Origin of the sequence: Nitrosovibrio sp. Nv4 (genome assembly GCF_900215485.1) — a bacterium.
Classification (GTDB): Bacteria; Pseudomonadota; Gammaproteobacteria; order Burkholderiales; family Nitrosomonadaceae; genus Nitrosospira.
In genome coordinates this window covers 433,920-456,020 of the sequence record NZ_OCMZ01000001.1, presented here as the reverse complement: position 1 = coordinate 456,020, position 22,101 = coordinate 433,920, and the positions used below count along the sequence as shown (strand labels likewise).

General features: G+C 53.2%; 19 protein-coding genes, 1 tRNA gene, 1 pseudogene and 1 riboswitch. Of the genes and pseudogenes, 8 read left to right on the top strand and 13 right to left on the bottom strand.

Features of this window, described 5'->3' with window-relative positions:
* Positions 1-52: 52 nt before the first annotated feature.
* Both CRO05_RS01965 and CRO05_RS01960 read right to left on the bottom strand, forming a co-directional pair.
* Positions 53-640: a BON domain-containing protein gene (locus CRO05_RS01965; protein ID WP_181319876.1), complete on the bottom strand. Its 588-nt coding sequence runs from the start codon at positions 638-640 to the stop codon at positions 53-55.
* Positions 641-889: 249 nt separating this feature from the next.
* The gene (locus CRO05_RS01960; protein ID WP_097065598.1) at positions 890-1,228 is read right to left on the bottom strand and encodes a YraN family protein; all 339 of its coding nucleotides are present in this window, start codon (positions 1,226-1,228) and stop codon (positions 890-892) included.
* Between the two features lie 152 nt (positions 1,229-1,380).
* Between CRO05_RS01960 and rsmI the strand changes: the two genes are divergently transcribed.
* The 3 genes from rsmI to sixA all read left to right on the top strand — a co-directional run bounded on the left by rsmI (position 1,381) and on the right by sixA (position 3,485).
* Positions 1,381-2,226 (top strand): 16S rRNA (cytidine(1402)-2'-O)-methyltransferase, encoded by an 846-nt coding sequence (gene rsmI, locus CRO05_RS01955; RefSeq protein ID WP_235001248.1) that lies wholly within the window; start codon positions 1,381-1,383, stop codon positions 2,224-2,226.
* A 248-nt stretch (positions 2,227-2,474) separates the two neighbouring features.
* Complete coding sequence (locus CRO05_RS01950) at positions 2,475-2,714, top strand: thioredoxin (RefSeq protein WP_090882505.1); 240 nt, start codon at positions 2,475-2,477, stop codon at positions 2,712-2,714.
* A 318-nt stretch (positions 2,715-3,032) separates the two neighbouring features.
* Complete coding sequence (gene sixA, locus CRO05_RS01945; RefSeq protein WP_090882788.1) at positions 3,033-3,485, top strand: phosphohistidine phosphatase SixA; 453 nt, start codon at positions 3,033-3,035, stop codon at positions 3,483-3,485.
* Between the two features lie 20 nt (positions 3,486-3,505).
* Here the strand turns inward: sixA and CRO05_RS01940 are convergent, their stop codons facing one another.
* Positions 3,506-6,049 (bottom strand): vitamin K epoxide reductase family protein, encoded by a 2,544-nt coding sequence (locus CRO05_RS01940; RefSeq protein ID WP_181319875.1) that lies wholly within the window; start codon positions 6,047-6,049, stop codon positions 3,506-3,508.
* Between the two features lie 252 nt (positions 6,050-6,301).
* Positions 6,302-6,814, bottom strand: coding sequence for a PRC-barrel domain-containing protein (locus tag CRO05_RS01935; RefSeq protein ID WP_097065596.1), 513 nt, complete (start codon positions 6,812-6,814; stop codon positions 6,302-6,304).
* A gap of 559 nt (positions 6,815-7,373) precedes the next feature.
* Between CRO05_RS01935 and CRO05_RS01930 the strand changes: the two genes are divergently transcribed.
* A complete protein-coding gene (locus CRO05_RS01930) occupies positions 7,374-9,272 on the top strand; it encodes a potassium transporter Kup (protein WP_097065595.1) in 1,899 nt (632 codons plus the stop codon).
* 104 nt (positions 9,273-9,376) lie between these two features.
* Here the strand turns inward: CRO05_RS01930 and CRO05_RS01925 are convergent.
* Positions 9,377-9,453, bottom strand: a tRNA-Arg gene (locus CRO05_RS01925).
* A 139-nt stretch (positions 9,454-9,592) separates the two neighbouring features.
* Between CRO05_RS01925 and CRO05_RS01920 the strand changes: the two genes are divergently transcribed.
* Both CRO05_RS01920 and CRO05_RS01915 read left to right on the top strand, forming a co-directional pair.
* Positions 9,593-10,168 (top strand): c-type cytochrome, encoded by a 576-nt coding sequence (locus CRO05_RS01920; protein ID WP_097065594.1) that lies wholly within the window; start codon positions 9,593-9,595, stop codon positions 10,166-10,168.
* A 123-nt stretch (positions 10,169-10,291) separates the two neighbouring features.
* A complete protein-coding gene (locus tag CRO05_RS01915; RefSeq protein WP_097065593.1) occupies positions 10,292-11,119 on the top strand; it encodes a symmetrical bis(5'-nucleosyl)-tetraphosphatase in 828 nt (275 codons plus the stop codon).
* Here CRO05_RS01915 and CRO05_RS01910 read toward each other — a convergent pair.
* From CRO05_RS01910 to gcvT, 8 genes and pseudogenes are all read right to left on the bottom strand, one after another.
* Positions 11,046-11,843: a 1-acyl-sn-glycerol-3-phosphate acyltransferase gene (locus tag CRO05_RS01910; protein ID WP_097066598.1), complete on the bottom strand. Its 798-nt coding sequence runs from the start codon at positions 11,841-11,843 to the stop codon at positions 11,046-11,048. The genes CRO05_RS01915 and CRO05_RS01910 overlap by 74 nt on opposite strands.
* Before the next feature lie 90 nt (positions 11,844-11,933).
* On the bottom strand, positions 11,934-12,395 hold the full coding sequence (locus CRO05_RS01905) for a hypothetical protein (RefSeq protein ID WP_097065592.1): 462 nt from the start codon (positions 12,393-12,395) through the stop codon (positions 11,934-11,936).
* A gap of 10 nt (positions 12,396-12,405) precedes the next feature.
* Complete coding sequence (locus CRO05_RS01900; protein WP_097065591.1) at positions 12,406-13,341, bottom strand: carbohydrate kinase family protein; 936 nt, start codon at positions 13,339-13,341, stop codon at positions 12,406-12,408.
* A gap of 65 nt (positions 13,342-13,406) precedes the next feature.
* A pseudogene (gene gcvPB / locus CRO05_RS01895) lies at positions 13,407-14,855 on the bottom strand (aminomethyl-transferring glycine dehydrogenase subunit GcvPB); the annotation flags it as partial.
* 87 nt (positions 14,856-14,942) lie between these two features.
* The gene (tpx, locus tag CRO05_RS01890) at positions 14,943-15,440 is read right to left on the bottom strand and encodes a thiol peroxidase (protein ID WP_097065589.1); all 498 of its coding nucleotides are present in this window, start codon (positions 15,438-15,440) and stop codon (positions 14,943-14,945) included.
* 59 nt (positions 15,441-15,499) lie between these two features.
* A complete protein-coding gene (gcvPA, locus tag CRO05_RS01885; RefSeq protein WP_097065588.1) occupies positions 15,500-16,858 on the bottom strand; it encodes an aminomethyl-transferring glycine dehydrogenase subunit GcvPA in 1,359 nt (452 codons plus the stop codon).
* Between the two features lie 108 nt (positions 16,859-16,966).
* Complete coding sequence (gene gcvH, locus CRO05_RS01880; RefSeq protein ID WP_090882527.1) at positions 16,967-17,359, bottom strand: glycine cleavage system protein GcvH; 393 nt, start codon at positions 17,357-17,359, stop codon at positions 16,967-16,969.
* A 43-nt stretch (positions 17,360-17,402) separates the two neighbouring features.
* Positions 17,403-18,536, bottom strand: a complete 1,134-nt coding sequence (gene gcvT, locus CRO05_RS01875) for a glycine cleavage system aminomethyltransferase GcvT (RefSeq protein ID WP_097065587.1) — start codon at positions 18,534-18,536, stop codon at positions 17,403-17,405.
* A gap of 11 nt (positions 18,537-18,547) precedes the next feature.
* Positions 18,548-18,656, bottom strand: a riboswitch (glycine riboswitch).
* Positions 18,657-19,013: 357 nt separating this feature from the next.
* Between gcvT and CRO05_RS01870 the strand changes: the two genes are divergently transcribed.
* A complete protein-coding gene (locus CRO05_RS01870) occupies positions 19,014-20,591 on the top strand; it encodes an ExeA family protein (protein ID WP_097065586.1) in 1,578 nt (525 codons plus the stop codon).
* A 105-nt stretch (positions 20,592-20,696) separates the two neighbouring features.
* Positions 20,697-21,992, top strand: coding sequence for a glutamate--cysteine ligase (gshA, locus tag CRO05_RS01865; RefSeq protein ID WP_097065585.1), 1,296 nt, complete (start codon positions 20,697-20,699; stop codon positions 21,990-21,992).
* Positions 21,993-22,101: the final 109 nt, after the last annotated feature.

Here is a 22,101-nt window from a genome sequence, read left to right as displayed (position 1 = left end):
CTGCGACGACAAGAGCGCAAACACCTGACGCAACGAAAACCTTCTAAAACAGTCACTCCAGGTACTCGAAAACCTTCACCACCTTTCGAACCCCACCTGTGGATCTCGCGATATCCACAGCACTCTCGGCCTCATTAATCCTTACAAGGCCAAGCAGGTAGACGACGGCGTCCTCCGTCACCACTTTCACATGGTTAACCTGAAATTTGCCCCCATCCATAAAACGCGCCTTGACCTTGGACGTAATCAACGCGTCATTACTGCGGGAGGAGAATGAGCTCGCTCCCGCCACTGCTATCTCGTTTGTGACGCCACGTACGTTCTCCACGCCTCTCACCAGTTTTTCAACCTCCCGTTTCAACGCTTCTGTTTGAGCTTCTCCAGTAAGCAGCACGCTACGGTTGAAGCTGGTGATATTGACATTTACACTTCCGCCCAGCTTTTCGCGAATCCGACGGTCGCTCTTTATCTCAATCCCTTCATCCTCCACGAACATACCACTCGTACGCCGATCCTGGGATACAGCCACCCCAGCACCGAGGCCGGACGCAACGCCACCCGCAACCAGCAGCGCGCAGCCCGAAAGAAGGGGAAACAGCAATGCGAGCATTATCAGCCCGCTCCAATTCCTATTTTGCATCAATACCTCTAACTAAAACGATTAGCCGCCTGAACATATGATTTTGTCATTTCTAAAGAAGAATTCCCACGCAGACACCAGGAAAATGCAACAATACAACTGGCCCTCACATTTGACCAAAACATCTATTGATTGTCAAGTACTTGAATAATAGCCGAATTTCTAAAAATACAGGCCTCTCATGCGGTTCTACCGGCCAGCATAACAGTCTAACCTAAAACCTCGAATTATTGCCACGCAGCTCCAGTTCTATTCCCCAAAAGCGTTTTTGATCCATTCCACATTCTCGCTGTCATGGCCGGATAACAATACTGCGTCGAAGCGGCACGGTGGCTCGAACTTGAGAGAAGCGAGATAATGTCGTGCAGCGCGTAATAACTTTCTTTGCTTCGCCAACGTTATGCTGGCCGCTGCTCCGCCAAAGGCGGAGCTGGTTCGCATCCGTACTTCAACAAACACCAATGTTGTCCCATCACGCATGATGAGATCAATTTCCCCAAACCGGCAGTGGTAGTTTCTCTGAATCAAAACGAGGTTATGATGTCGAAGAAACGATTCTGCGTATCGCTCTGCCTCGCTACCATCCAAAATGAGCGCTCCAGTAATGTGTTACCCGCATTAATCGGATATCAGCACACATGCGGTTAAACCGGCAATAACTTTCTTACAATGCACCTGACTCCGCTCATTAGCCAAACACCTCATCAATGCATTTCCCCAAAATAATAATATCGCCGGGCATGTTATACGTCGTTGCCACGCCAATAGGGAATTTGCGTGACATCACTCTGCGGGCGCTTGATGTACTTGCGGCCGTAGACGTCATTGCTGCGGAGGATACTCGAACCACAGGGCATTTGCTGACCCATTATTCGATACAAAGAAAGATGGTTGCCTTGCATCGGCACAATGAAAGCACCACGGCAAAAAAAATCGTGGGTTTACTTTCACGCGGACAAGCTGTAGCGCTTGTTACCGATGCCGGTACGCCGGGAATCTCCGACCCTGGCGGAATTCTGGTAAAACAGGTACGGGAACAGGGCTATAACGTGGTTCCGATTCCCGGTGTGAACGCGGCAGTATGCGCGCTATCAGTAGCAGGGGCCACCGAGCCGCATTTTCTGTTTTATGGTTTTCTTCCTGCCAGTGCCGGATTACGTCGACGCGAATTGCAAAGTTTAAAATCCCATCCTTATACCCTGGTATTTTACGAAGCGCCCCACCGCATTCTCGAGTGTATTTCCGATCTGGCTGAGGTGTTAGGTGTGCATCGGCAAATCACTATCGCGAAAGAGCTGACAAAGTTGTTCGAGACAATTCATACCTGTGCTACCGGTGAAGCGCTCGCATGGCTCCAGGCTGACTCAAACCGGCAGAAGGGCGAATTCGTGTTATTACTATCAGGGGCGGAAGCGCGGGGCCCAGGCGAACTGAGTGATCAAGCCCAGCGGACCCTGGCAGTGTTACTGCAAGAGCTGCCGTTAAGGCAGGCAGCAAAACTCGCTGCGGAAATCAGCGGGGAAAGCAAAAATATACTCTATTCGCGGGCACTAGCGCTACAGGGTGAAACAACTCCAAGAAAATAATCAGCTAATCCTGATCTGGATCAGTTCCGAAAGCGCCATAGAAGTCTCATCATAAACAATCCGAAACTTCGATGATTCTCTATCGGAAATCCCATGGAAAAAGAAGCCTCCCAGCATCCCGACTGATGAGCACTGGCGCTAGCATGGGGCAGCGATTATAATCATCCCGTCGCATGGTGACAGTTTGATTGGTTCTTGCGAACGTGGGTAGTCCCCACGGAAATTTAAATTTTTTGGAGAGATTGGCTATGAAAACACCTGCTACCTTTTATCACGCTGGCTGTCCTGTATGTGTCGAGGCCGAGCATCAGATTGCCGATGCGCTGGATCCCGACCGTTATGAGGTTGAGCTCGTAAATCTCGGCGAGCAAAAGGATAGGATCGCAGCTGCTGAAGCGGCTGGCGTCAAGTCGGTTCCCGCAATTGTTATTAACGGAGCACCTTTCCACATCAACTTCGGCGCCCCAATGTCGGCATTGAAGTCCTAATTGCGGCAGAATGGCGGGCGGACTGCCCGCCATTCATCCTCATGTCTATCGCAACCTCTGCAATGCCTCTGGTACCATCCGCAAATCCAGTTCCCATAGCCCATCCGTAATCTTACATTTTTTCCTGCTTTCCTCTCCCTTAAGAGCGCTTGTGCTCACCGGCCGACGAAGTATGTGGATTGTCCCTTGCGAGAATCATGGGCTGGGCATGCCTGAGATCGCCAGAGCCGGCTCGCTGGCATGTGGGCAAAAGACGTAATTAGCCTCTATACTGAACACGTCTGTCTATTGGCCAACGGATTTATGCAGGAGGAATCAATGGAACTCATTTTATGGCGCCATGCGGAAGCCGAGGACGGTTTGCCGGACAGCGCACGAAGACTTACCGAGAAGGGATTAAAGCAAGCTCAGTCCATGGCTGAATGGCTTAAACCGAGATTGCCAAAAAACACGCGAATCATAGCCAGCCCAACCATGCGCACCCGGCAGACCGCAGAAGCGCTTGATGATGATTTTGAAACCGTCAAGGAAATCGGACCTGCCGTTTCGGCAAAAGCGATTCTCTCCGCAGCCGACTGGCCAAATGCAAAAGGCGCAGTTGTGGTGGTAGGCCATCAACCCACACTAGGGGAAGTCGCAGCCCGGCTCATGTCCTGCGATCCCATGGAGTGGAACATCCGCAAGGGTGCGGTATGGTGGTTCAGTTACAAAAAAAAGGAAGGTATCGCGGAAACAGTTTTGCGAACCAGCATATCTCCGGACATGTTGTGATACTCATCCGTAGTTCGAAATCAGGCATTCCACGGCAATTTCGTTGACCCAATCGAATTCCATCGATCCCATGCGCCATAATGGCTTTTGATCGGGCCTACCGGCAATGCAAGCAGAACCAATAATAATCCTGCGATAATGCTTGCCGCAGAACCCATATCGGAATAGCCTGTCAACACCAGGGGCGCAGGAATCAGCCACATCCCAAACATGATGTTGGCAAAGCGCAACGGACGGCCCACTTCACTCAACGCCATGATCGAGAATGTGACAACGAGCGAGCCGATCAGGTGGTCACTATTCGCGGCCGCTCCGGTGGCATCGAAGGTGACGCGGGAAAACATCAGCGCGACGCCAATGATAACGCTGGCCGTCATATTCCACGTAAAGCGGACACCAGCTCCCATTATCTCGCGCAGCACCGCCATCGGAGGTCCTTCAAAGTTACTGGAATAATCCGGGCTTCCGCCTTCTATCGTGTCTCCATGCCACAAAACATGCCACCATGATTTGCCATTCTTATGCCGGTCTTTGAGGAACTGCAGCGTCGCCAGAATCTCATCGAACGAATACGGAATCTGTAGCAGCATCGCTACGGCGGCGATCAGGCATAACGTGCACCACGTACCTATTACGATCGGCTGGATGATGATGAAGTAGATACTTACTACGCCCAGGGGCACAATCAATATTCCGAATAACAGCACCATCCATGGCATGGTGCGCCAACGCCGTTTGTCGCCGATCAGGCCGGTTAGAATTTCCATCACATAGACGGTCGCACCCAGGCCAGCATCCGCTACCGGCCATGCCTCGGATACCTCGGAAGTAATGACGCGCGCGGTGCCGTCGCCAAAGAATGGGTCCCAGGCATTTTCGATATGGCCCAATTGAAACGCGGCCATATAGCGCGAAAGAAATATGCCCACAAACGCCAGCGCTACAATCGGAATACGATTGGTCATCCCCGAGGGGCTGTAGCTCCAACCGGGCGGTGTGTCGGGACCGCTCATCCGGGCGATGGGCCCGATACCCGGCGGGGGTGATACCACCACTGCCAACAAAATAACGAGCGCGCCTATCAGGGTATCGTTTGCATAAACTGCCGCACTAGGCGTCCAGAAAAAAAGCGGTGCAAATAATAACCAGATACCGAGAAGGGCTGTAACCCAGCGTGCCCAGCCATTGTCACGCGACACCGATAGAAAGCCGAATAGCACGATCAGCAAGCCCGTGATGACATCACTGGCCGTCATCCAGGTGGCTGACAATGGCAGGCCGCGCTGAGTGGGCGTAACGAGATCCTCAGCTATCATCCACGATTCGGTTAGCCCAAAAATAAACGGACTCGATATCAGCCATAATCCCAGCGCGACGTTGGCAAAGTGGCACCAAACGGTTTGCCTGTGCTCGTGCCGTTCCTGCTGGCTGTTTTGAACAATAAGGGTCGCGCTGGGAAGATGGTTTTTTTCCATTTCTTCCAGCCAAAGGGGCAGCGCGATTTTATTGCGCTTATACCACGCGGCAGGGCTCTGTTTGAGGTGGCCAATAATTTTCGGCAGTGTTTCGCGCAGCGTATGCCTGGGGCGCCAATTCAGTACCTTCTTTGCCCGGGAAATATCCAGTTCGAAATGGTCGTCGGACAACGCCACCATGAACGGTTTGACGAAAGGTTCAATCCCTCGATCAATGGTGTCCGGAACAACGTCTTCAATTTTGTTCTGAAGCCACGCGCCCGCAACCGCCACCGTTTTTGGAACCTGATGTGTAGCCCACGGCTCGCCATGAATCAACTGTCCCATCAAATTCTGCAGGCCTTCATAGCTTTCCGTGGTCGGCTCACCTATCAACAGTGTAGTTTCCTCTGGTAACTGCGAGCGTCGCTCCACTGTTTCGCGAAATGCCCGCGCTACGTCATCCAGGTGTACAAAGGATTGACCATGAGACGGATTGCCGGGAAATACATGGCTCTGCAGCTGGCGTTCATAAATACGTTGAATCTGAGTACTCAGGGACGGCACTTCGCCCCAGTCGGTATAGACGCCGGCCAGGCGAAATATCACGAACGGAATACGCCCGTGGTGCGCGCGAACCTCGTTTTCCGCCGCTACCTTGGATTCCGGATAGGGCCATTTTGGTTCAAGAGGCCCTTCCTCGCTGATGGGCAAGCCCGGTTCCGACGGTGCGTGCACCAGCATGGTACTGGCATATATGAACTGGTCGACGTCAAATGCCTGAAGCGCTTCCAATAGCCGCCGGGTCCCCTGCACATTCACCTCTTCATACAGGGGGTTCGGCTCATCGGAGAAATCGTAAAAGGCAGCCAGATGAATGACGGATGCAATGCGCTGTCCATAACGCTGGCGCAACTGTTCGCACGCGGTTGCCATTGCCTCGTCGGACGATATGTCGACGGTAATGCAGTTCAATCCACTGTCGCATTTCTGCTCGAAGCCGACGGTCGTATAATCCTCGCCCAGCGCCGCTGCAATTCCCTTACCGATTCTGCCTTCCGAGCCGGTAATAAGGACGACTGGTTTTTCCGCAGATATGCGATTTTTCATTTCATCGCCGGAGTGATGGGAGCGAGGCATGCAGCGATCCAGTTTTGGCCCCCTCCGCCCGCCACTGCTCCCTTCTCCATGCTTATCCAGGTTCAGCCAAGTGCGGACGCTGCTGCCTCCCTATCCACAAATATGCATAGGGAGCAAAGGCGCCAATTCCCTCTCGCGTTAGAACTGCCGTAGAAAGACAGGACCAGGTCAGACGTCGGGAATCGTGAGCCGGCTCTTTAAAAGTTAGAGCCGGCTGTGTATTTAGCTGATGCGTCCCGAATCCATTTTGGTCGTTTCGCGCTTGGTGTAGGGCGTCTCGTCATACGGTATGTCGGGTGTGTCCTTAGGCTGTGCAGGTTGTCCAGGGGATTCCTTATAGGACTGGGTTCCATAATAAGAATGAATCGTGGTCTGCCAGGCGGGATCCGCCATATCCGGCCAATTATTCTTGTCGAATCCAGGAGCGGATGCCAGGCGTTCCTTATCAACATCGAGTATGAAGCGCTTGTTCGCAGTATCCAGCTTCAGCGCGTTCCAGGGCACAGCGAAGAGCTTGCCGCCCATACCCATCAATCCGCCGAAAGACAACACAGCATAGGCAATTTTGCCGTTGTTCATATCCAGCATGATTTCCTTGATATCGCCCAGGTCTTCGTCCTTTTGATTGTAAACATCCTCTCCCATGAGCGTGTCGGCGCCCATCAGCCGAGGGCCGGGCCCCTTCTCGTCGTAGCTCTTGTACATCCCGTACGTATCGCGATCTTCGTAGCTCATGTTTATCTCCTTGTGAGTAGCGATGACTTTCAATCAAAGCATCGGTAGATTTCCAGGTATTGCAATAATTAAAGGATAGGGGAGAGAATCAATTCGATCGGTACGGTAAGTCACACAAAGAAATTTTGTCATTGATCGGCTGGAGGAAATCTTTCTGCTGCAAGGTGTAGGGCAGCAGGGCAGCAAAGGCAAAAATGACGTGTGATTTCCTGCAAAACGTGCCCGGTTCTCTCGCGAAGACGCTGAATGAACCCTTTGCGTTGTCACCATCCAGGTCGTGTACAATGCGTAAACGCTGCCGGGGGCTTGTCAGGGGGGCCGTCACGAGGCTCGATTGGCGGCTGTCACGGTGGTTTTCGTCGGGATACACCGGGCTATTAACTCTTTAAGCTCTTCAAGACCCTTTAACAGAGCCTTCAAACAATTATTACCGCTTATCTGCCCTATTTAGCGAAAGAAAGGTTTCCGGTAACCCGTGCCGCCCATTACTTAACGTTATGACTTTCTTGGTTCCCGCTATCGTCACCCCAGATCATCTCCGCGCTCGGATACATCAATCATGACCAGCCAAAGCACGGAGCGCAAAATCACCGCTGGCCATCAGTCCCTGGGTTTGCTGAGCCTCGCCGCGCTGGGTGTCGTCTATGGAGACATCGGTACAAGCCCCTTATACGTCATGAAAACCGTTTTCGACCCCATCCATGGGCTTGTTGTCAGTGAGGGTAACGTGATCGGGGTGATTTCTCTCATTTTTTGGGCGCTCGTGATTGTGGTGTCGCTCAAGTACATAACATTGATCCTGCGCGCGGACAATAATGGAGAGGGCGGCATTATGGCGCTGCTATCGCTTGCCAGCTCCTCGGTGGCCAACCGTCCCCGCCTGCGTAACATCCTCTTTCTCATTGGCGCGTTTGGCGCGGCACTATTCTTCGGCGATGGTGTTATCACGCCAGCGATCTCGGTTTTGAGCGCAGTGGAAGGCCTGGAGGTGGCAACGCCGCTACTCAAGCCATATGTACTACCCATCACATTGGCCGTGCTGATTGCGCTTTTCGTACTGCAACAAAGAGGCACAGGGGGAATCGGCGCGATGTTCGGCCCGATAACGCTGATATGGTTCACTACCCTGGGGCTCGTCGGCTTGGTAAATATCACGCTCGCACCACAGATATTGGTGGCGTTCAGCCCTTTACATGCCGTGTCTTTTTGCCTGAATAATGGTTGGCTGGCGTTTATCGCATTTGGAGCTGTAGTGCTGGCGGTTACCGGCGGAGAGGCGCTCTATGCCGATATGGGGCACTTTGGGGCGAAACCGATTCGGCTGGCCTGGTATGGATGCGTCCTTCCCGCGCTCACGTTGAATTATCTCGGCCAGGGAGCGCTTCTGCTCTCGGACCCATCAGCCATCTCCAATCCCTTTTTTCTGTTGTTTCCCTCCTGGGCGCTTTACGCCGCCGTGGGGTTGGCAACGGTGGCGACCGTAATCGCATCGCAAGCCGTTATTTCCGGCGTTTTTTCGATGACCAAGCAAGCTATTCAGTTAGGATTCTTGCCGCGCATGCAGATCAAGCATACATCCGACCGCAAGATCGGCCAGATATATATCCCTTTCGTCAATTGGACTCTGCTGGCGGCAGTAATTATGGCGGTACTGGGATTCGGTTCGTCGTCCAGTCTCGCCTCTGCCTACGGGGTCGCTGTTACCACCACGATGGTGATTGAAACCATACTGACTTTTTTTGTAATTCGCTATGCATGGAACTATCCCTTCTTCCTGTGCCTGTTGGCGACGGGATTTTTCCTGTTAATCGACACGACTTTTTTTGCCGCCACCATGCTGAAAATCGCGCAGGGGGGCTGGTTTCCGCTCGCAATCGGAGCTGTCGTCTTCTTTGTCATGTCCACGTGGAATCGTGGGCGTCAAATTCTGGTTGAGCATTTGCGCTCGGCGGCCATCCCGCTCCAGCCGTTCCTGGAGTCACTAATGGCGCATCCACCTGCGCGCGTCGCCGGCACATCGGTTTTTTTGACTGCGGATCCGGATGGCGTACCCCATGCGTTGTTACATAATCTCTCACATAACCAGGTCCTGCATGAGCGCGTGGTGATTCTCACCGTGATGTACATCGAAACTCCGCGAATACTCAAAGAACATCGGATATCCGTAAAGCCATTGGTCGACAACTGCTACCAGGTCACAGTGCGATACGGTTTCAAAGACGAGCCCAATCTGCCCTATGCGCTTGAATTGTGCGAACCATACGGACTTGTGTTCGAGCCGCTTCAAACATCGTACTTTCTCAGCCGCGACATCGTCGTACCAAGTCCAGGTCCAGGCATGGGTTTGTGGCGGGAACGTATTTTTGCGGCAATGGCGCGTAACGCAAGCAACGCCGCCGAATATTTCAAATTACCGGCAAATCGTGTCCTCGAACTCGGCGCGCGAGTCGAGATATGACCTTATTTTCCTGTTCAACGAGGCGTCAGGCCATTCACGTCATTCAGCTGAATAACGGGTACGGTACAGTAGGTGTGAAATGGATGTAATCCACCTAGTGGGATTGGCGCGCCCAACACGATTCGAACGTGTGACCCCCGCCTTCGGAGGGCGGTACTCTATCCAGCTGAGCTATGGGCGCAATATAGATGAGATAGGAGTGTTTATTGAATTTGCCGCTAGGATAACGTTTTTTATCCCCCTAGTCCAACCTAAACAAATCGCTTTTGCTTGAATACGCGAACCTATACAATAATGATTTTTTTACTTGCGGAGTTATTGTGAGCGGCAGTGAAGATGACGGGCATTCCTCGGCTATAAAGACACCTAAACAATTAGTTACGGTCATCGTGGCGGCGTTTGTGTTTCCGGTTGTGATTCTTTGGCTATTGGGCAAGTTTATTACCGGAGATGCTCCCATAGATCCAAATAGTCGTGCTTTTTCGGACGAAGCCGTTGCGCAGCGTTTGGAGCCGGTGGGTAAATTGATGCTCGCGGGTGATTCTTCTCAGGCTGACGTGCAACCGGAAGCTGGATCTGGTCCGGTAGCGGATGCGACCTCGGCGTCCGTGGCTGCTTCCGCCGCTGCGCCGGTGGCAGATGCGGGAGACCCGATAGAGAAAGCGAAGGCAATCTATACCGCCAGTTGCGCCGCCTGTCACACTACCGGTGCGGCAGGCGCGCCGAAGCTTGGGGACAATTCGGCTTGGGCGCCGCGCATCAAGGCAGGTAACGAGACGCTTTACACGAGTGCACTCAAGGGCAAAAACGCAATGCCGCCCAAAGGCGGAAACGCCAGCCTTTCGGATACCGAAGTTAAAGCGGTAGTCGATTATATGGTGAGTCAGTCAAAATAATTCGGCGCGGTAGTGGAATAGGTAGTAACAGGGCGATAGGAGAATTCCATATCGCCCTTATTTTTGGCAAGGATGTATTCTCTGATATATTGCAATATGCTCTGATTAATCCTCTTTCAACTTATGGCCACGTTCGCAGTCGGTGATTTGCAAGGCTGTTATCAGGAGTTCAGGGAGCTTCTTGACCTGATTCATTTCGACCGTGCAAAAGACCGACTGTGGCTCGTCGGGGACATCGTAAACCGTGGTCCTGATTCGCTGGCTATATTGCGTTTTGTGAGGGACCTGGACGAAGCAGCAGTAATGGTACTGGGAAACCATGATCTGCATCTGCTTATGGTCTCCGAGGGGTGCGCCAAGCTGCATCGGAACGACACCCTGCGGGATATTCTCGACGCATCCGACAGGAACGGGTTGCTCCATTGGTTGCGCCAGCAGAAGCTGTTGCATGCTGAGGGAAATTACGTGATGGTACACGCGGGCTTATTGCCATCCTGGACCATCGCGCAAGCCTCTCTGCTGGCAAAAATCGTGGAGACTGCGCTGCGCGGGTCGGACTTCCATGAATTTTGCTCCAATATGTATGGAAATCAGCCCGACCATTGGGACGATAGTCTCGGAGGCTACGAGCGCCTGCGAGTGATCGTTAACGCCATGACACGAATGCGTGTCTGCACCCCTGATGGAAAAATGGATTTTTCTCACAAGGGTCCAGTGCAGGATATTCCGGCTGGTTATCTGCCGTGGTTCGAGACGCCAAACCGCGCCAGCCGGGAGGCCACCATCGTTTGCGGGCATTGGTCGGCGCTGGGTCTGCAAATCAGGGATAACCTGATAGCGCTCGATACGGGCTGCTTGTGGGGCGGAAGCCTCACCGCTATTCGCCTGGAAGATCGTCAGGTTTTTCAGGTGCCTTGTGCGGCAGAGGAAGAGATAAGGCGTTGGCAATAGCCTGCTCGGCACACCGTGCAAGTGCTCGCCGGTTTTTTCCGCTACTGTCAATCGGATCGGCGAAGGTCAGTTCTACATTGATGCAGGGTTGTCGCAAAATCCGACGCAATGATTCCAGCAGAGAAATATTGACTAGCGGAGCCGCTTTACTGATTTCGCCAGACATGTCGGTATAACGTATTGCGACGGGGTACAACCTGGCTGAGACGGTTATCGCCGATTGCAGCAGTGACGCATGGAAATGCCGAAGCGCATTGCCGTCGCCGGTCGTACCCTCAGGAAATAGCGCCACCCGATCCCCAATTTTTAACGCGTCCGCGATATCCTCATTTATTCGAGCCGTATCGCGACGCTTGGTGCGCTCTATAAACAACGTACCGACGTTACGGCTCAACCAGCCGAACAGGGGCCAGCCGCGAATTTCAGCCTTGGCGACGAAACGGGCGGGGCACACTGTTATCAGCGAGTAAACATCCAGCCAGGAGACATGATTGGCGGCTAGCATCACTGGCCGCGCTTCCGTCGGCGGCGGAGTGCCAAGATAGCGCAATCTGATACCAAGAATCGCAAGTAGCCTCGCTGACCATTTCTGGGCCATGCGTTTTTGCGCCAGCTGACTAACATGCGGGTAAATTGCGGACTGAATCAAGCCCGAAATAATATGCAACAACAAGCGGACGGAGCGAAAAACCTGTGTCAGCCGACTATTTATTTCATTTTTCATGTCATTATTATGCATCAATAATGACAGTACTCGTCGCTCGTATTCTCTATTCCTGAAATCGGGGACCACTCAAACCCTGCTATTCTCCAACTAGTGCGAGACGCGCGAGACCCCGCCGCCGCCCAGGATCCTTACACGCTCGCCGGGTTTGAATTCCTCATCGGCTTCCTGGGTTATGGATACCAGAGAGCCGTTGTCCAGTTTGACGGTGATCTCGAGCCCTGTCCTGCCTGTAACGCCTTGTTCCAGCGCCTGTCCCACGAGGCCGCCGCCGAGTGCGCCAAGAACAGCGGCAATGGCGCCGAGCCTGCCGCTTGCAGCGGTGCTGGCGCCTATCCCGCCAGCGACACCCCCGGCTACTGCCCCGATACCACTACGCGTGCCTTCGATCTTTACTTCCCGCACACTTTCCACCACCCCGGTACGCACGCTTTGTTCCTGCCGGGCCTGACCACGAGTGTAGTCGCTGCCCGATGATCCCGCTGCACAGCCGGTCAAAACAACTACCGATGAGCATATAAGCGCTATCGCAAAGATATTCGTCCGGTTCATTGCGCCCTCGCTAGAGAATGCGGCTGCCGAAATTTTCAAAATATCGCTGATCTATTTCATCCCGGGTGAACTTGTGATTTTGCCCGCCCCGCTCCGCAATTTTAAGGGCTCCCATAAGTGAGCCGAGCCGCCCGGTGCTCTGCCAATCCATTCCGTTGGTAATTCCGTACAGCAACCCTGCGCGATAAGCATCGCCGCAACCTGTCGGATCGATCAGCTTATCCGGTTTAACGCTTGGAATCTCGATCTGTTGACCATCAGTGTAAACTACCGACCCCTCGGCGCCTTTTGTGACAATCAATCCTTTTACAAGTTTTGCCAGCGCTTCCAGCGTACGTCCGGTGCGCTCATGCAGCAGTTGACCTTCATAGTCGTTCACCGCGATGTAATCCGCCTTGTGGATAAAATCCAGCAGCTCTTCGCCGTTGAACATGGGCAACCCTTGTCCGGGATCGAACATAAAGGGAACGCCCGCCTCGTGAAATTCGCGCGCATGCTGCACCATGCCATCCCTTCCGTCCGGGGCAACAATGCCGAGACTCACCTTTTTTGCATCAACTACGTGATTCTCATGCGAATAATTCATCGCACCAGGGTGAAAGGCGGTGATCTGGTTGTCTGACAGATCAGTAGTGATGAATGCCTGTGCGGTAAACGTGCCCTGTACCTGGCGAATATGGGTCTGCGCAATATCCAGGCTCGCCAGACGGTATGCGTAAGGCTGATAGTCATCGCCAACGGTGGCCATGATAAGCGGCTCGCCGCCTATCATTTGCAAATTGTAGGCAATATTGCCAGCACAGCCGCCAAACTCCCGGCGCATATCCGGTACCAGAAAAGCGACGTTCAGGATATGAATTTGTTCCGGCAGGATATGGTTCTTGAAATGGTCTTTGAACACCATGATGGTGTCGTAAGCAATGGAACCGCAAATGAGTGTATGCATGGGCCTGCCAAGGGTTTAGAGAGAGGGCTTTTTCAACCTTTAAATCAGAAGCTGTCTGGACACGTTCAGATCTGTTTCCAGGTCAAGTCCAGCTCGCGCGCGGCTTTTACATCGTCCAGCCTGCGTACGGGAGTGGTATGGGGTGCGTTTTTGACCAATTCCGGCTGATTGTAGGCTTCTTCCATAATTTCCTTCATGGCCGCCACAAACGCATCCAGCGTTTCCCTGGATTCGGTTTCAGCGGGTTCGATCAGCATGCATTCAGGTACCAGAAGCGGAAAATAAATAGTAGGGGCGTGGTAACCCTTGTCCAGCAGCCGCTTGGCCACATTCATCGCGGTGACGCCCGTTTTTTCCTTGAGTTCTTTCAGCGTCACGATAAATTCATGGCTGGCCCGACGGGTCGGATAGGCGATCTCAAAGCCCGCCTTGCTCATTTCCGCCATCAGGTAATTGGCATTAAGCGCAGCGAATTCGGCTACGCGGTGCATGCCTTCCGCCCCCAGCAGACGCACATAGACATAGGCCCGGAGCAGTACACCCGCGTTACCCATATGCGCCGAAAGTCTGCCGATGGTTTGCGGGATATCCTTTTCCGTCAGCCAGCGATACATTCCGTTGTCGGATCCCACCACCGGCACAGGCATGAAAGGCAATAAACGCGGCGCGACTCCTACCGGCGCCGAACCAGGGCCCCCGCCGCCATGGGGCGTGGAAAATGTCTTGTGGAGGTTGATATGAATGACATCAAAACCCATATCGCCCGGCTTCACCTTGCCGAGTATGGCGTTCAGGTTTGCGCCATCGTAATACAGCAGTCCGCCCGCCTCGTGGACGATTTTGCTCATCTCGGCGACGTTCTTCTCGAACACGCCAAGTGTCGAGGGATTGGTCAGCATCAGTCCTGCCGTTTGCGGCCCAACCGCTGCCTTCAGCGCTTCCATGTCCACGTCGCCTTCCTTGTCGGTGGCTATTTCCACCACCTTATAGCCGCACATTACCGCTGTGGCGGGATTGGTACCGTGCGCTGCATCGGGAACGATGATTTCGGTGCGAGCGGAGTCGCCGCGAGATTCATGATAAGCGCGTATCATCGCGATGCCGATCAGTTCACCCTGGGCACCCGCCATCGGCGTAAGGCATACTCCCGCCATGCCGGTTACATCTTTCAGGATTTCCTGCAACTCGTACATGCATGCCAGAAATCCCTGACCGGTACTTTCCGGCGCCCGGGGGTGCCGCGCCAGAAATTGAGGCAGCATGGCAAGCGAATTGCAGGCCCGCGGGTTGTACTTCATCGTGCAGGAGCCAAGCGGATAAAACTGGGTGTCTATCGAAAAATTCTTTTGCGATAGCCGCGTGTAATGACGTACCACATCCATTTCGGATACTTCCGGCAATAATGGCGGTGCTTTACGCATCAGGTTCTGCGGAATGCCAACTATTTCCGCAGCGGCTGGGGATTGAGAATAATTGCGCCGCCCCGGGCGTGAATGTTCAAATATCAGCATGGTTAAATCCGAGTGTTTGCGATTAGTGTTTTATGGGAAGCAGGTTCGGGGGATCGGATAGCTAGCATCTTTTTTTGCGCCTGGTCACCCTCAGGATTGCAGTGCAGCCAAGGCCGCATCGTAATCAGGTTCATCCTTGATTTCGGGTACGAGTTCGGCATGAATTATTTTATCGTTCTCATCCAGTACCACGACGGCACGCGCAGTGATGCCGGCCAACGGGCTGTCGGCGATGGCAACGCCATAATTTTTCATGAATTCAGAGCCTCGCATGGTGGAAAGCGTCACAACTTTATCCAATCCTTCGATGTCGCAGAAGCGGCTCATCGCAAACGGCAGGTCAGCGGCGATTATCAGCACCACCGTATTGGCCATGTTACTGGCCTTCTCGTTGAACTTGCGGGTCGACATTGCGCAGACCGGGGTATCCAGGCTGGGAACGATGTTGAGCACTTTTTTCCTGCCCGCAAAATCGGCCAGCGTGACGTCTTTCAAGTCCTTGTTCACCAGTGAGAATTCTGGTGCTTTATCGCCCACCTTTGGAAAGGTACCTTCAATTTTGATGGGATTGCCGGCTAGAGTGACCATGCTATTTCTCCTTAATTGAGAGTGAATAATTCGAGCGGTTGAGAAGCAACTAAATTAAATTACGAATTTTCAAGGATGCTGCGTAATTGGCCGGCGTACTTATCCAAATCCTCCGATGTTTTCGTTTCCGTCGCACATACCAGCATCGCATGGCCAAGTTCCGGATAATATCCTTCCAGATCCAGCCCACCCAGTATTCCCCGGGATTTAAGCGCATGCATGACATCCCCCGCGGGAGCAGGCAGTGAAACGACTATTTCATGAAACAACGATCTGGTGAAAAGTCTTTTCACTCCCTTTAACGTTTCCAGTTTTTCCAGCAGAGCCAATGTGTTTGCGTGGGACTGCACGGCAGTTCTGCGCAAACCTTCGGGGCCCATTAGCGCCAGGTAAATGGTTGCCGCGGTGACCATCAGCCCCTGATTGGTACAGATGTTCGAAGTGGCTTTGGACCGCCGGATGTGCTGTTCGCGTGCCTGAAGGGTAAGCACAAAACCGCTCTTGCCATCCTGATCCGTAGTGCGTCCAATGATGCGGCCTGGCATCTGGCGCACCAATGCCTGCTTGCACGCCATGAAACCAAAATAGGGTCCGCCGCTTGAAAGGGGAATTCCCAATGGCTGGCCTTCGCCCACTGCCACATCCGCACCTTTCTCGCCCCACTCCCCCGGGGGTGTGAGTATTGCGAGCGCCATGGGGTTGACCACGCCTATGGCCAATGCGTTTTTGCTGTGCGCCCAGTCCGTGAGCGCATCGACATCTTCGAGCACGCCAAAAAAATTGGGCTGGGGAATGACCAGCGCGGCAAATTCCTCCTTGCCAAACTCATCCAGCGCTTCAGCCAGGGTTTGACCGGACGTCTTGCAATAAGGTAGTTCAATGACGTCAATACCCTGATTCCTGACAATGGCGCGCACGACACTACGATAAACAGGATGAACGGTCGATGGTATCAGGATACGACGCGAGGACTTATGCGAGCGTACCGCCATCAACGCAGCTTCCGCCAGAGCAGATGCGCCGTCGTACATGCTGGCGTTGGACACATCCATTCCAGTCAGCGACGCCATTATCGTCTGGTATTCGTAGAGCAGTTGCAGCGTGCCCTGGCTGGCTTCCGCCTGGTAGGGGGTATATGAGGAGTAGAATTCGCCGCGAGTGGCAATTTGCCATACAGCAGCCGGGATATGGTGTTCATACGCGCCTGCACCGATGAAGTTGAGATAACGCCCATCGGTCTCGGCCCGTTCCAGCATGAGCCGTGATATTTCCATTTCGCTCAAGCCGGGGGGCACCCGTTTAAGGCCCCCGCTTTTCAGGGCAGGCGGAATTTCGTCGAACAGGTCATCAATGCTGTTTGCACCGATGCTCGCAAGCATCGTTTGTACATCTTCTTGAGTATGGGGAATGAACGGCATGGGTGTGTGTTCCGCGAATCATCTGGTAATGAAGGGTAAAACCCGAACAATGAAAATAATACAAGGCTGAGAGTGTTGGCTGCGCCTCGTTTTCCATCGCCTGCGATTTTATTGGTTTTCCTCGCTTTCGAGTATTTTCTGATACGCTGCATAATCGAGCAGGTTAGCCAGATCGGCCGCATTTACGGATTTCAGCTTGAAAAGCCAGGCTGCATAGGCATCCTGATTGATTTTCTCGGGGGCCGATTCCAGATCGGGATTGACGGCAGCCACTTCTCCCGCGATGGGTGCGTATACGTCGGCAGCCGCCTTCACTGACTCGACGACGGCGCATTCCTCTCCCTGTTTGAGTTTGCGACCCACCTTGGGGGTTTCCACGAATACCATGTCACCCAACAACTCCTGAGCATGCTGGGTAATACCTATGGTCGCTGTGCCGTCGTCTTCAAGCCTAACCCATTCGTGGGATTTGGTGTACTTCAGATCGTTTGGAATACTCATGTTTTGCTCCAGAATTAAATGACAGCTACTTCGCCGCCCCATATCAAACCAAAATTTTGCCGTTTCGCACGAACGGATATTTCACTACTTTCGCTCTCAACATCTTATCCCGCACGACTACCCGCACTTCATCTCCAGCAGCTACGTTAAGGGGTAGCCGCGCGAGCGCGATGGACTGGTTAAGCGTCGGAGAAAAGCCGCCACTGGTAATTTCGCCTTCGCCTCCGCCTTGGCCTGTATTCGCATCGTACTGTATAACGATCTTCTGATGGCTTCGTAATATCCCCCGATCCAATAGAATCAGGCCAATCAGTTGTTGCGCCACAGGTTTTTCAAGAAGTGACTGTTTACCGATAAATTCCCGATCACTTTTCAAATCGATTGTCCAGCCCAACCCGGATTCTAACGGATTGGTAGTTTCATCCATATCCTGGCCGTAAAGATTCATTCCGGCTTCAAGTCGTAACGTATCGCGCGCACCCAGTCCCGCAGGCGCCACGCCCGCGGCATGGAGCGCATTCCAGAAATCTGCGGCATCAACTGCCGGCAGCATGATCTCAAACCCGTCCTCGCCAGTGTAGCCAGTGCGTGCAATGAAATACTTACCAAAAAAAATTGCCTGAAACAGCTTCAGATTCTCCGTTTCAGCCTGAGACCCCGCAATGACTTGCCAAACCTTGGCACGGGCGTTAGGCCCCTGTACCGCGATCATGGCGAGATCACGGCGCGGGATAATTTCCAGGCCGGGAGCGATTTCATCTCGCCGGGCCTGCATCCACGCCAGGTCCTTTTCGGCGGTACCGGCATTAACGACCGTGCGGAAATGCGATTCCGTCAGAAAATAAATGATGAGGTCATCTATTACGCCCCCCTCTTGATTGAGCATGCAGGAATAGAGCGCTTTGCCGGGCTGTGTCAGTTTGTCCACATTGTTGGCGACAAGCCTTCGCAAATAACCCCGTGCAGCCTCGCCCTTGATATCAAGGGCCAGCATGTGAGATACGTCGAACATGCCCGCATCACTGCGCACCCTGTGATGTTCATCAAGTTGGGAGCCGTAATGCAAAGGCATATCCCAGCCGCCGAAATCGACCATCTTGGCCTGCATGTCGCGGTGGGTTTGATTAAGAGCGGTTGCTTTCAAAGATCGATACCTCAAAAAAAAGGGTGAAGTCATATGCCATATGACTTCACCCCTCTGTCCTTGTTACCTGAGAGATTACGGAATATCTGCTCCTCTATTCCGTCTGCCCCTTCGGTGGCCAACTCAATGTTGGCACTCTCCAGATTGCCCTTTCGCAAGCGGTTCTCAAGGATCAAGGCTGGCCTGATCTACGCCTGAGCGATTCCGGGGGGTTGCGCCTTCGGCGGCGCCACTGAAAACTGGCGCGCTCTTCCGCTTGGATATAAATGGCAGATACGAACTATACTCCAGCAATCGGGATCAAGACAAGGTGTATCACATCCCCAACTGTCCTCGCATTAGATTCCAATACTAATCGATCAAGGAATTTTGAACTTATAGTGGTATCTTATTCAAGCCCAGCAGGATTTTGACTCGAATTTTTCTGCTATTGTCTGAACGGTCTGAACGAGGAAAGCGATTTGACGCTGTGATAACACCGGTGGGGCTTTTCGAACGCGTGAGGTAATAATGTATCTTGGCCACTTTGGGCTTTCCGAGCCGCCCTTTGCCCATTCATCAACTACCGATTTTTTTTACGAAGGGGCCAACCGGGGCGCGACGCTGGATGCGCTCATTTATGTGCTCACGCACGGTGAGGGAGCTGAAGGCGTTATCCAGGTCACAGGCGATGCCGGCAGCGGCAAAACCACGTTATGCCGGTCGTTGATGAAGCGGTTGCCTGCGCGGATGCAAACCGTTTATGTCGCCAAACCCGATTTGTCGCGAGAAGAATTTCTCCGTTCAATTGCAGACGAATTGAATTTCGGGGTCGCTGAAAGTTGCACTACCGCCGCGCGATCCACGCATGCGATAGAAGAACTGCAACGCGCGCTGGCCGAAAAACATACCGCTAGCAGGCAAGTAGTGTTACTCATGGATGAGGCCCATGCCATGTCTGCGGAGGTGCTCGAAGATGCATTGACGCTATATGATCTTGAATCGTCCTGTCACAAGTTGCTCCAGATTGTCCTGTTTGGGCAGCCCCAACTTAAAGATACGCTGGGTTTGCCCCAGATACGCAAGTTCAAGGATCGCTTCACTCATCACTTTGTCTTGCAGCCATTCAATGCTAAAGCGGTTGCGGAATATCTGATGTGCCGCGTACGTGACGCGGGCTACCGTGGCCCTGGTATTTTTTCCGCCGAAGCCATACGAATGATTGCCAGAGCTTCCAGCGGGCTTATCCGCCGGGTGGATATTCTTGCTGATAAGTCTATGCTGGCTGCGTCCCGCGCTAATGCTCGTGAAATAAAAGCGCAGCATGTAAAAGCAGCCTTTGAGGATGACGCAATCACGACCCGTTTCCACTGGCGGGACAGTTTGGATTTGTTGAGCTATCGAACAGTCAGTGCACGCATCATGTTTTCCACCTTAGCTGTAGGAATGAGCGCGCTGGGCTGGCAGGCACTTAGTTCCTCCCCAACGGAGGTTGCCTCCATTGCCGCCCTGACGCCGCTTGAAGCGCGCCCATCAGTGCGGGCTTCGATCACCGCCCCTGCTCCAGTCCCAGCTCCAGTGTATCCCGCGAGCACTCCCTCCTCAGCTTCAGCAGGTGCCTCCGCGCCTTCCGTGCCTCCCTCCATATCTTCCAAATCTCCGCCCGGGTCTTCTCAGTCCATTGAAAGAGTGGTGGAAATGTCAACTTCCCCTCTAAATCAGTCGGCTACGGCGGCGGAACAGCCGAGGAATACTAGATCGAATATCGCCGGGGTAAAGTTGGAGGAGTATGCGTTGTTGGCGCAACGAGTTGGGGAAACAAGGAAAGCCGTCGCTGCAACCGATCCAAATTTCTATACAATTCACCTCTTTGCCACTGATAATGTCCAGCCAGACCGGATGGAACGATTTCTGGTACGGGCTCGGGGTGTGATTGATCTATCCGATCTCTATGTACATCCCGTAACTGATGGAGACCAGGCGAAGTTTAGAGTCACCTACGGTATTTACTCCAGTCGCGACGAAGCCACTGCGGCAGTGGCCGAACTTCCACAGAAATATCAAAGCTCTTTTCATGCGGAACTGTATACTTTGAGCGAACTACGCTGATCTTATCGCATAGGCTTTCCGGTTTCTGCTACCGCGCAGCATGTAATCTAAACCCACGATGTTACAATGGTCACTGTTCGTCAACCTCGACCTCGACCCTATTCCATGCCGGCACCTCATCTTGATACTGCCCTGAGCGGCCCGATCCTTGATCTCGAGAGATGCATCATCGGTGCCATGCCCTCGATTGAGCACTGGCTGCGCAACGAGTGGCAGAAGCATGCCGTGCCGTTTTACTGCTCTGTGGATTTACGCAACAGTGGATTCAAGCTGGCACCCGTGGACACGAATCTGTTTCCCGGGGGGTTCAATAATCTCAACCCGGAATTCATGCCGTTGTGCGTACAGGCGATGATGGCGGCGGTTGAGAAAATATGTGCCGGTGCTCGAAGTGTACTGTTGATTCCCGAAAATCATACCCGCAATATTTTTTACCTGCAAAATCTGGCAACATTGCAGGCCATCATGCGGCATGCGGGCATAGAAATTCGCATCGGTACTCTCCTGCCCGAGATAACCACCGCCACAACGGTCAGCCTTCCCGACGGTGGCAAGCTCACGCTGGAGCCAATTCAGCGCAGAGGCGGTCACCTGCTTATAGAAGACTTTGATCCATGCGTCGTACTCCTCAATAACGATCTCTCAACCGGCATTCCCCCGATCCTGCAAAATCTCGAACAGACTGTCATTCCGCCTCTCCATGCAGGATGGGCGACGCGCCGAAAATCGCAGCATTTCGCCGCCTACGATAATGTGGCGCAACAGTTTGCGGGTCTGGTCGGCATCGATCCGTGGCTTATCAACCCCTATTTTGCCGCCTGTGGAAAAATCAATTTTCGGGAAAAAAAAGGGGAAGACTGCGTCGCGAACACCGTAGACGAAATCCTGCGCGACATCCGGGAAAAATATGCGCAATACGGGGTCAAGGAAGATCCTTTCGTCATTGTCAAAGCCGATGCGGGTACTTATGGCATGGGTATCATGACGGTAAAGGATGGTGCCGAAGTCCGCGCGCTTAACCGTAAACAGCGTAATAAAATGGCAGTGGTGAAAGAGGGCCTGCAGGTGACCGAAGTCATGGTGCAGGAAGGGGTATACACTTTCGAGCGAGTTAATGAAGCAGTCGCGGAACCTGTAATTTACATGATCGATCGTTACGTGGTTGGCGGATTCTACCGTGTGCACACCGGTCGCGGCATTGACGAGAACCTCAACGCGCCAGGTATGCAATTCGTACCGCTGGCGTTTGAAGATACCTGTCTGTTGCCAGACCGTGACGCACGGCCAGGCTGCAGTACCAACCGATTTTATGCTTATGGCGTGATCGCCCGGCTGGCGTTGCTGGCGGCTGCGCACGAGCTGGAGAAAAGCGAAGGGCGCATTGCGGCCGCTGTTGCCTAGCAACAGATCCAACTGATGCAGCGCTGACAAATATTTACAGGCTGTCTTATCTGAACATCCCGCTCTTTACGATGCTTGCACGCGAGCAGCGTGCGTAACCGAGGGTTCA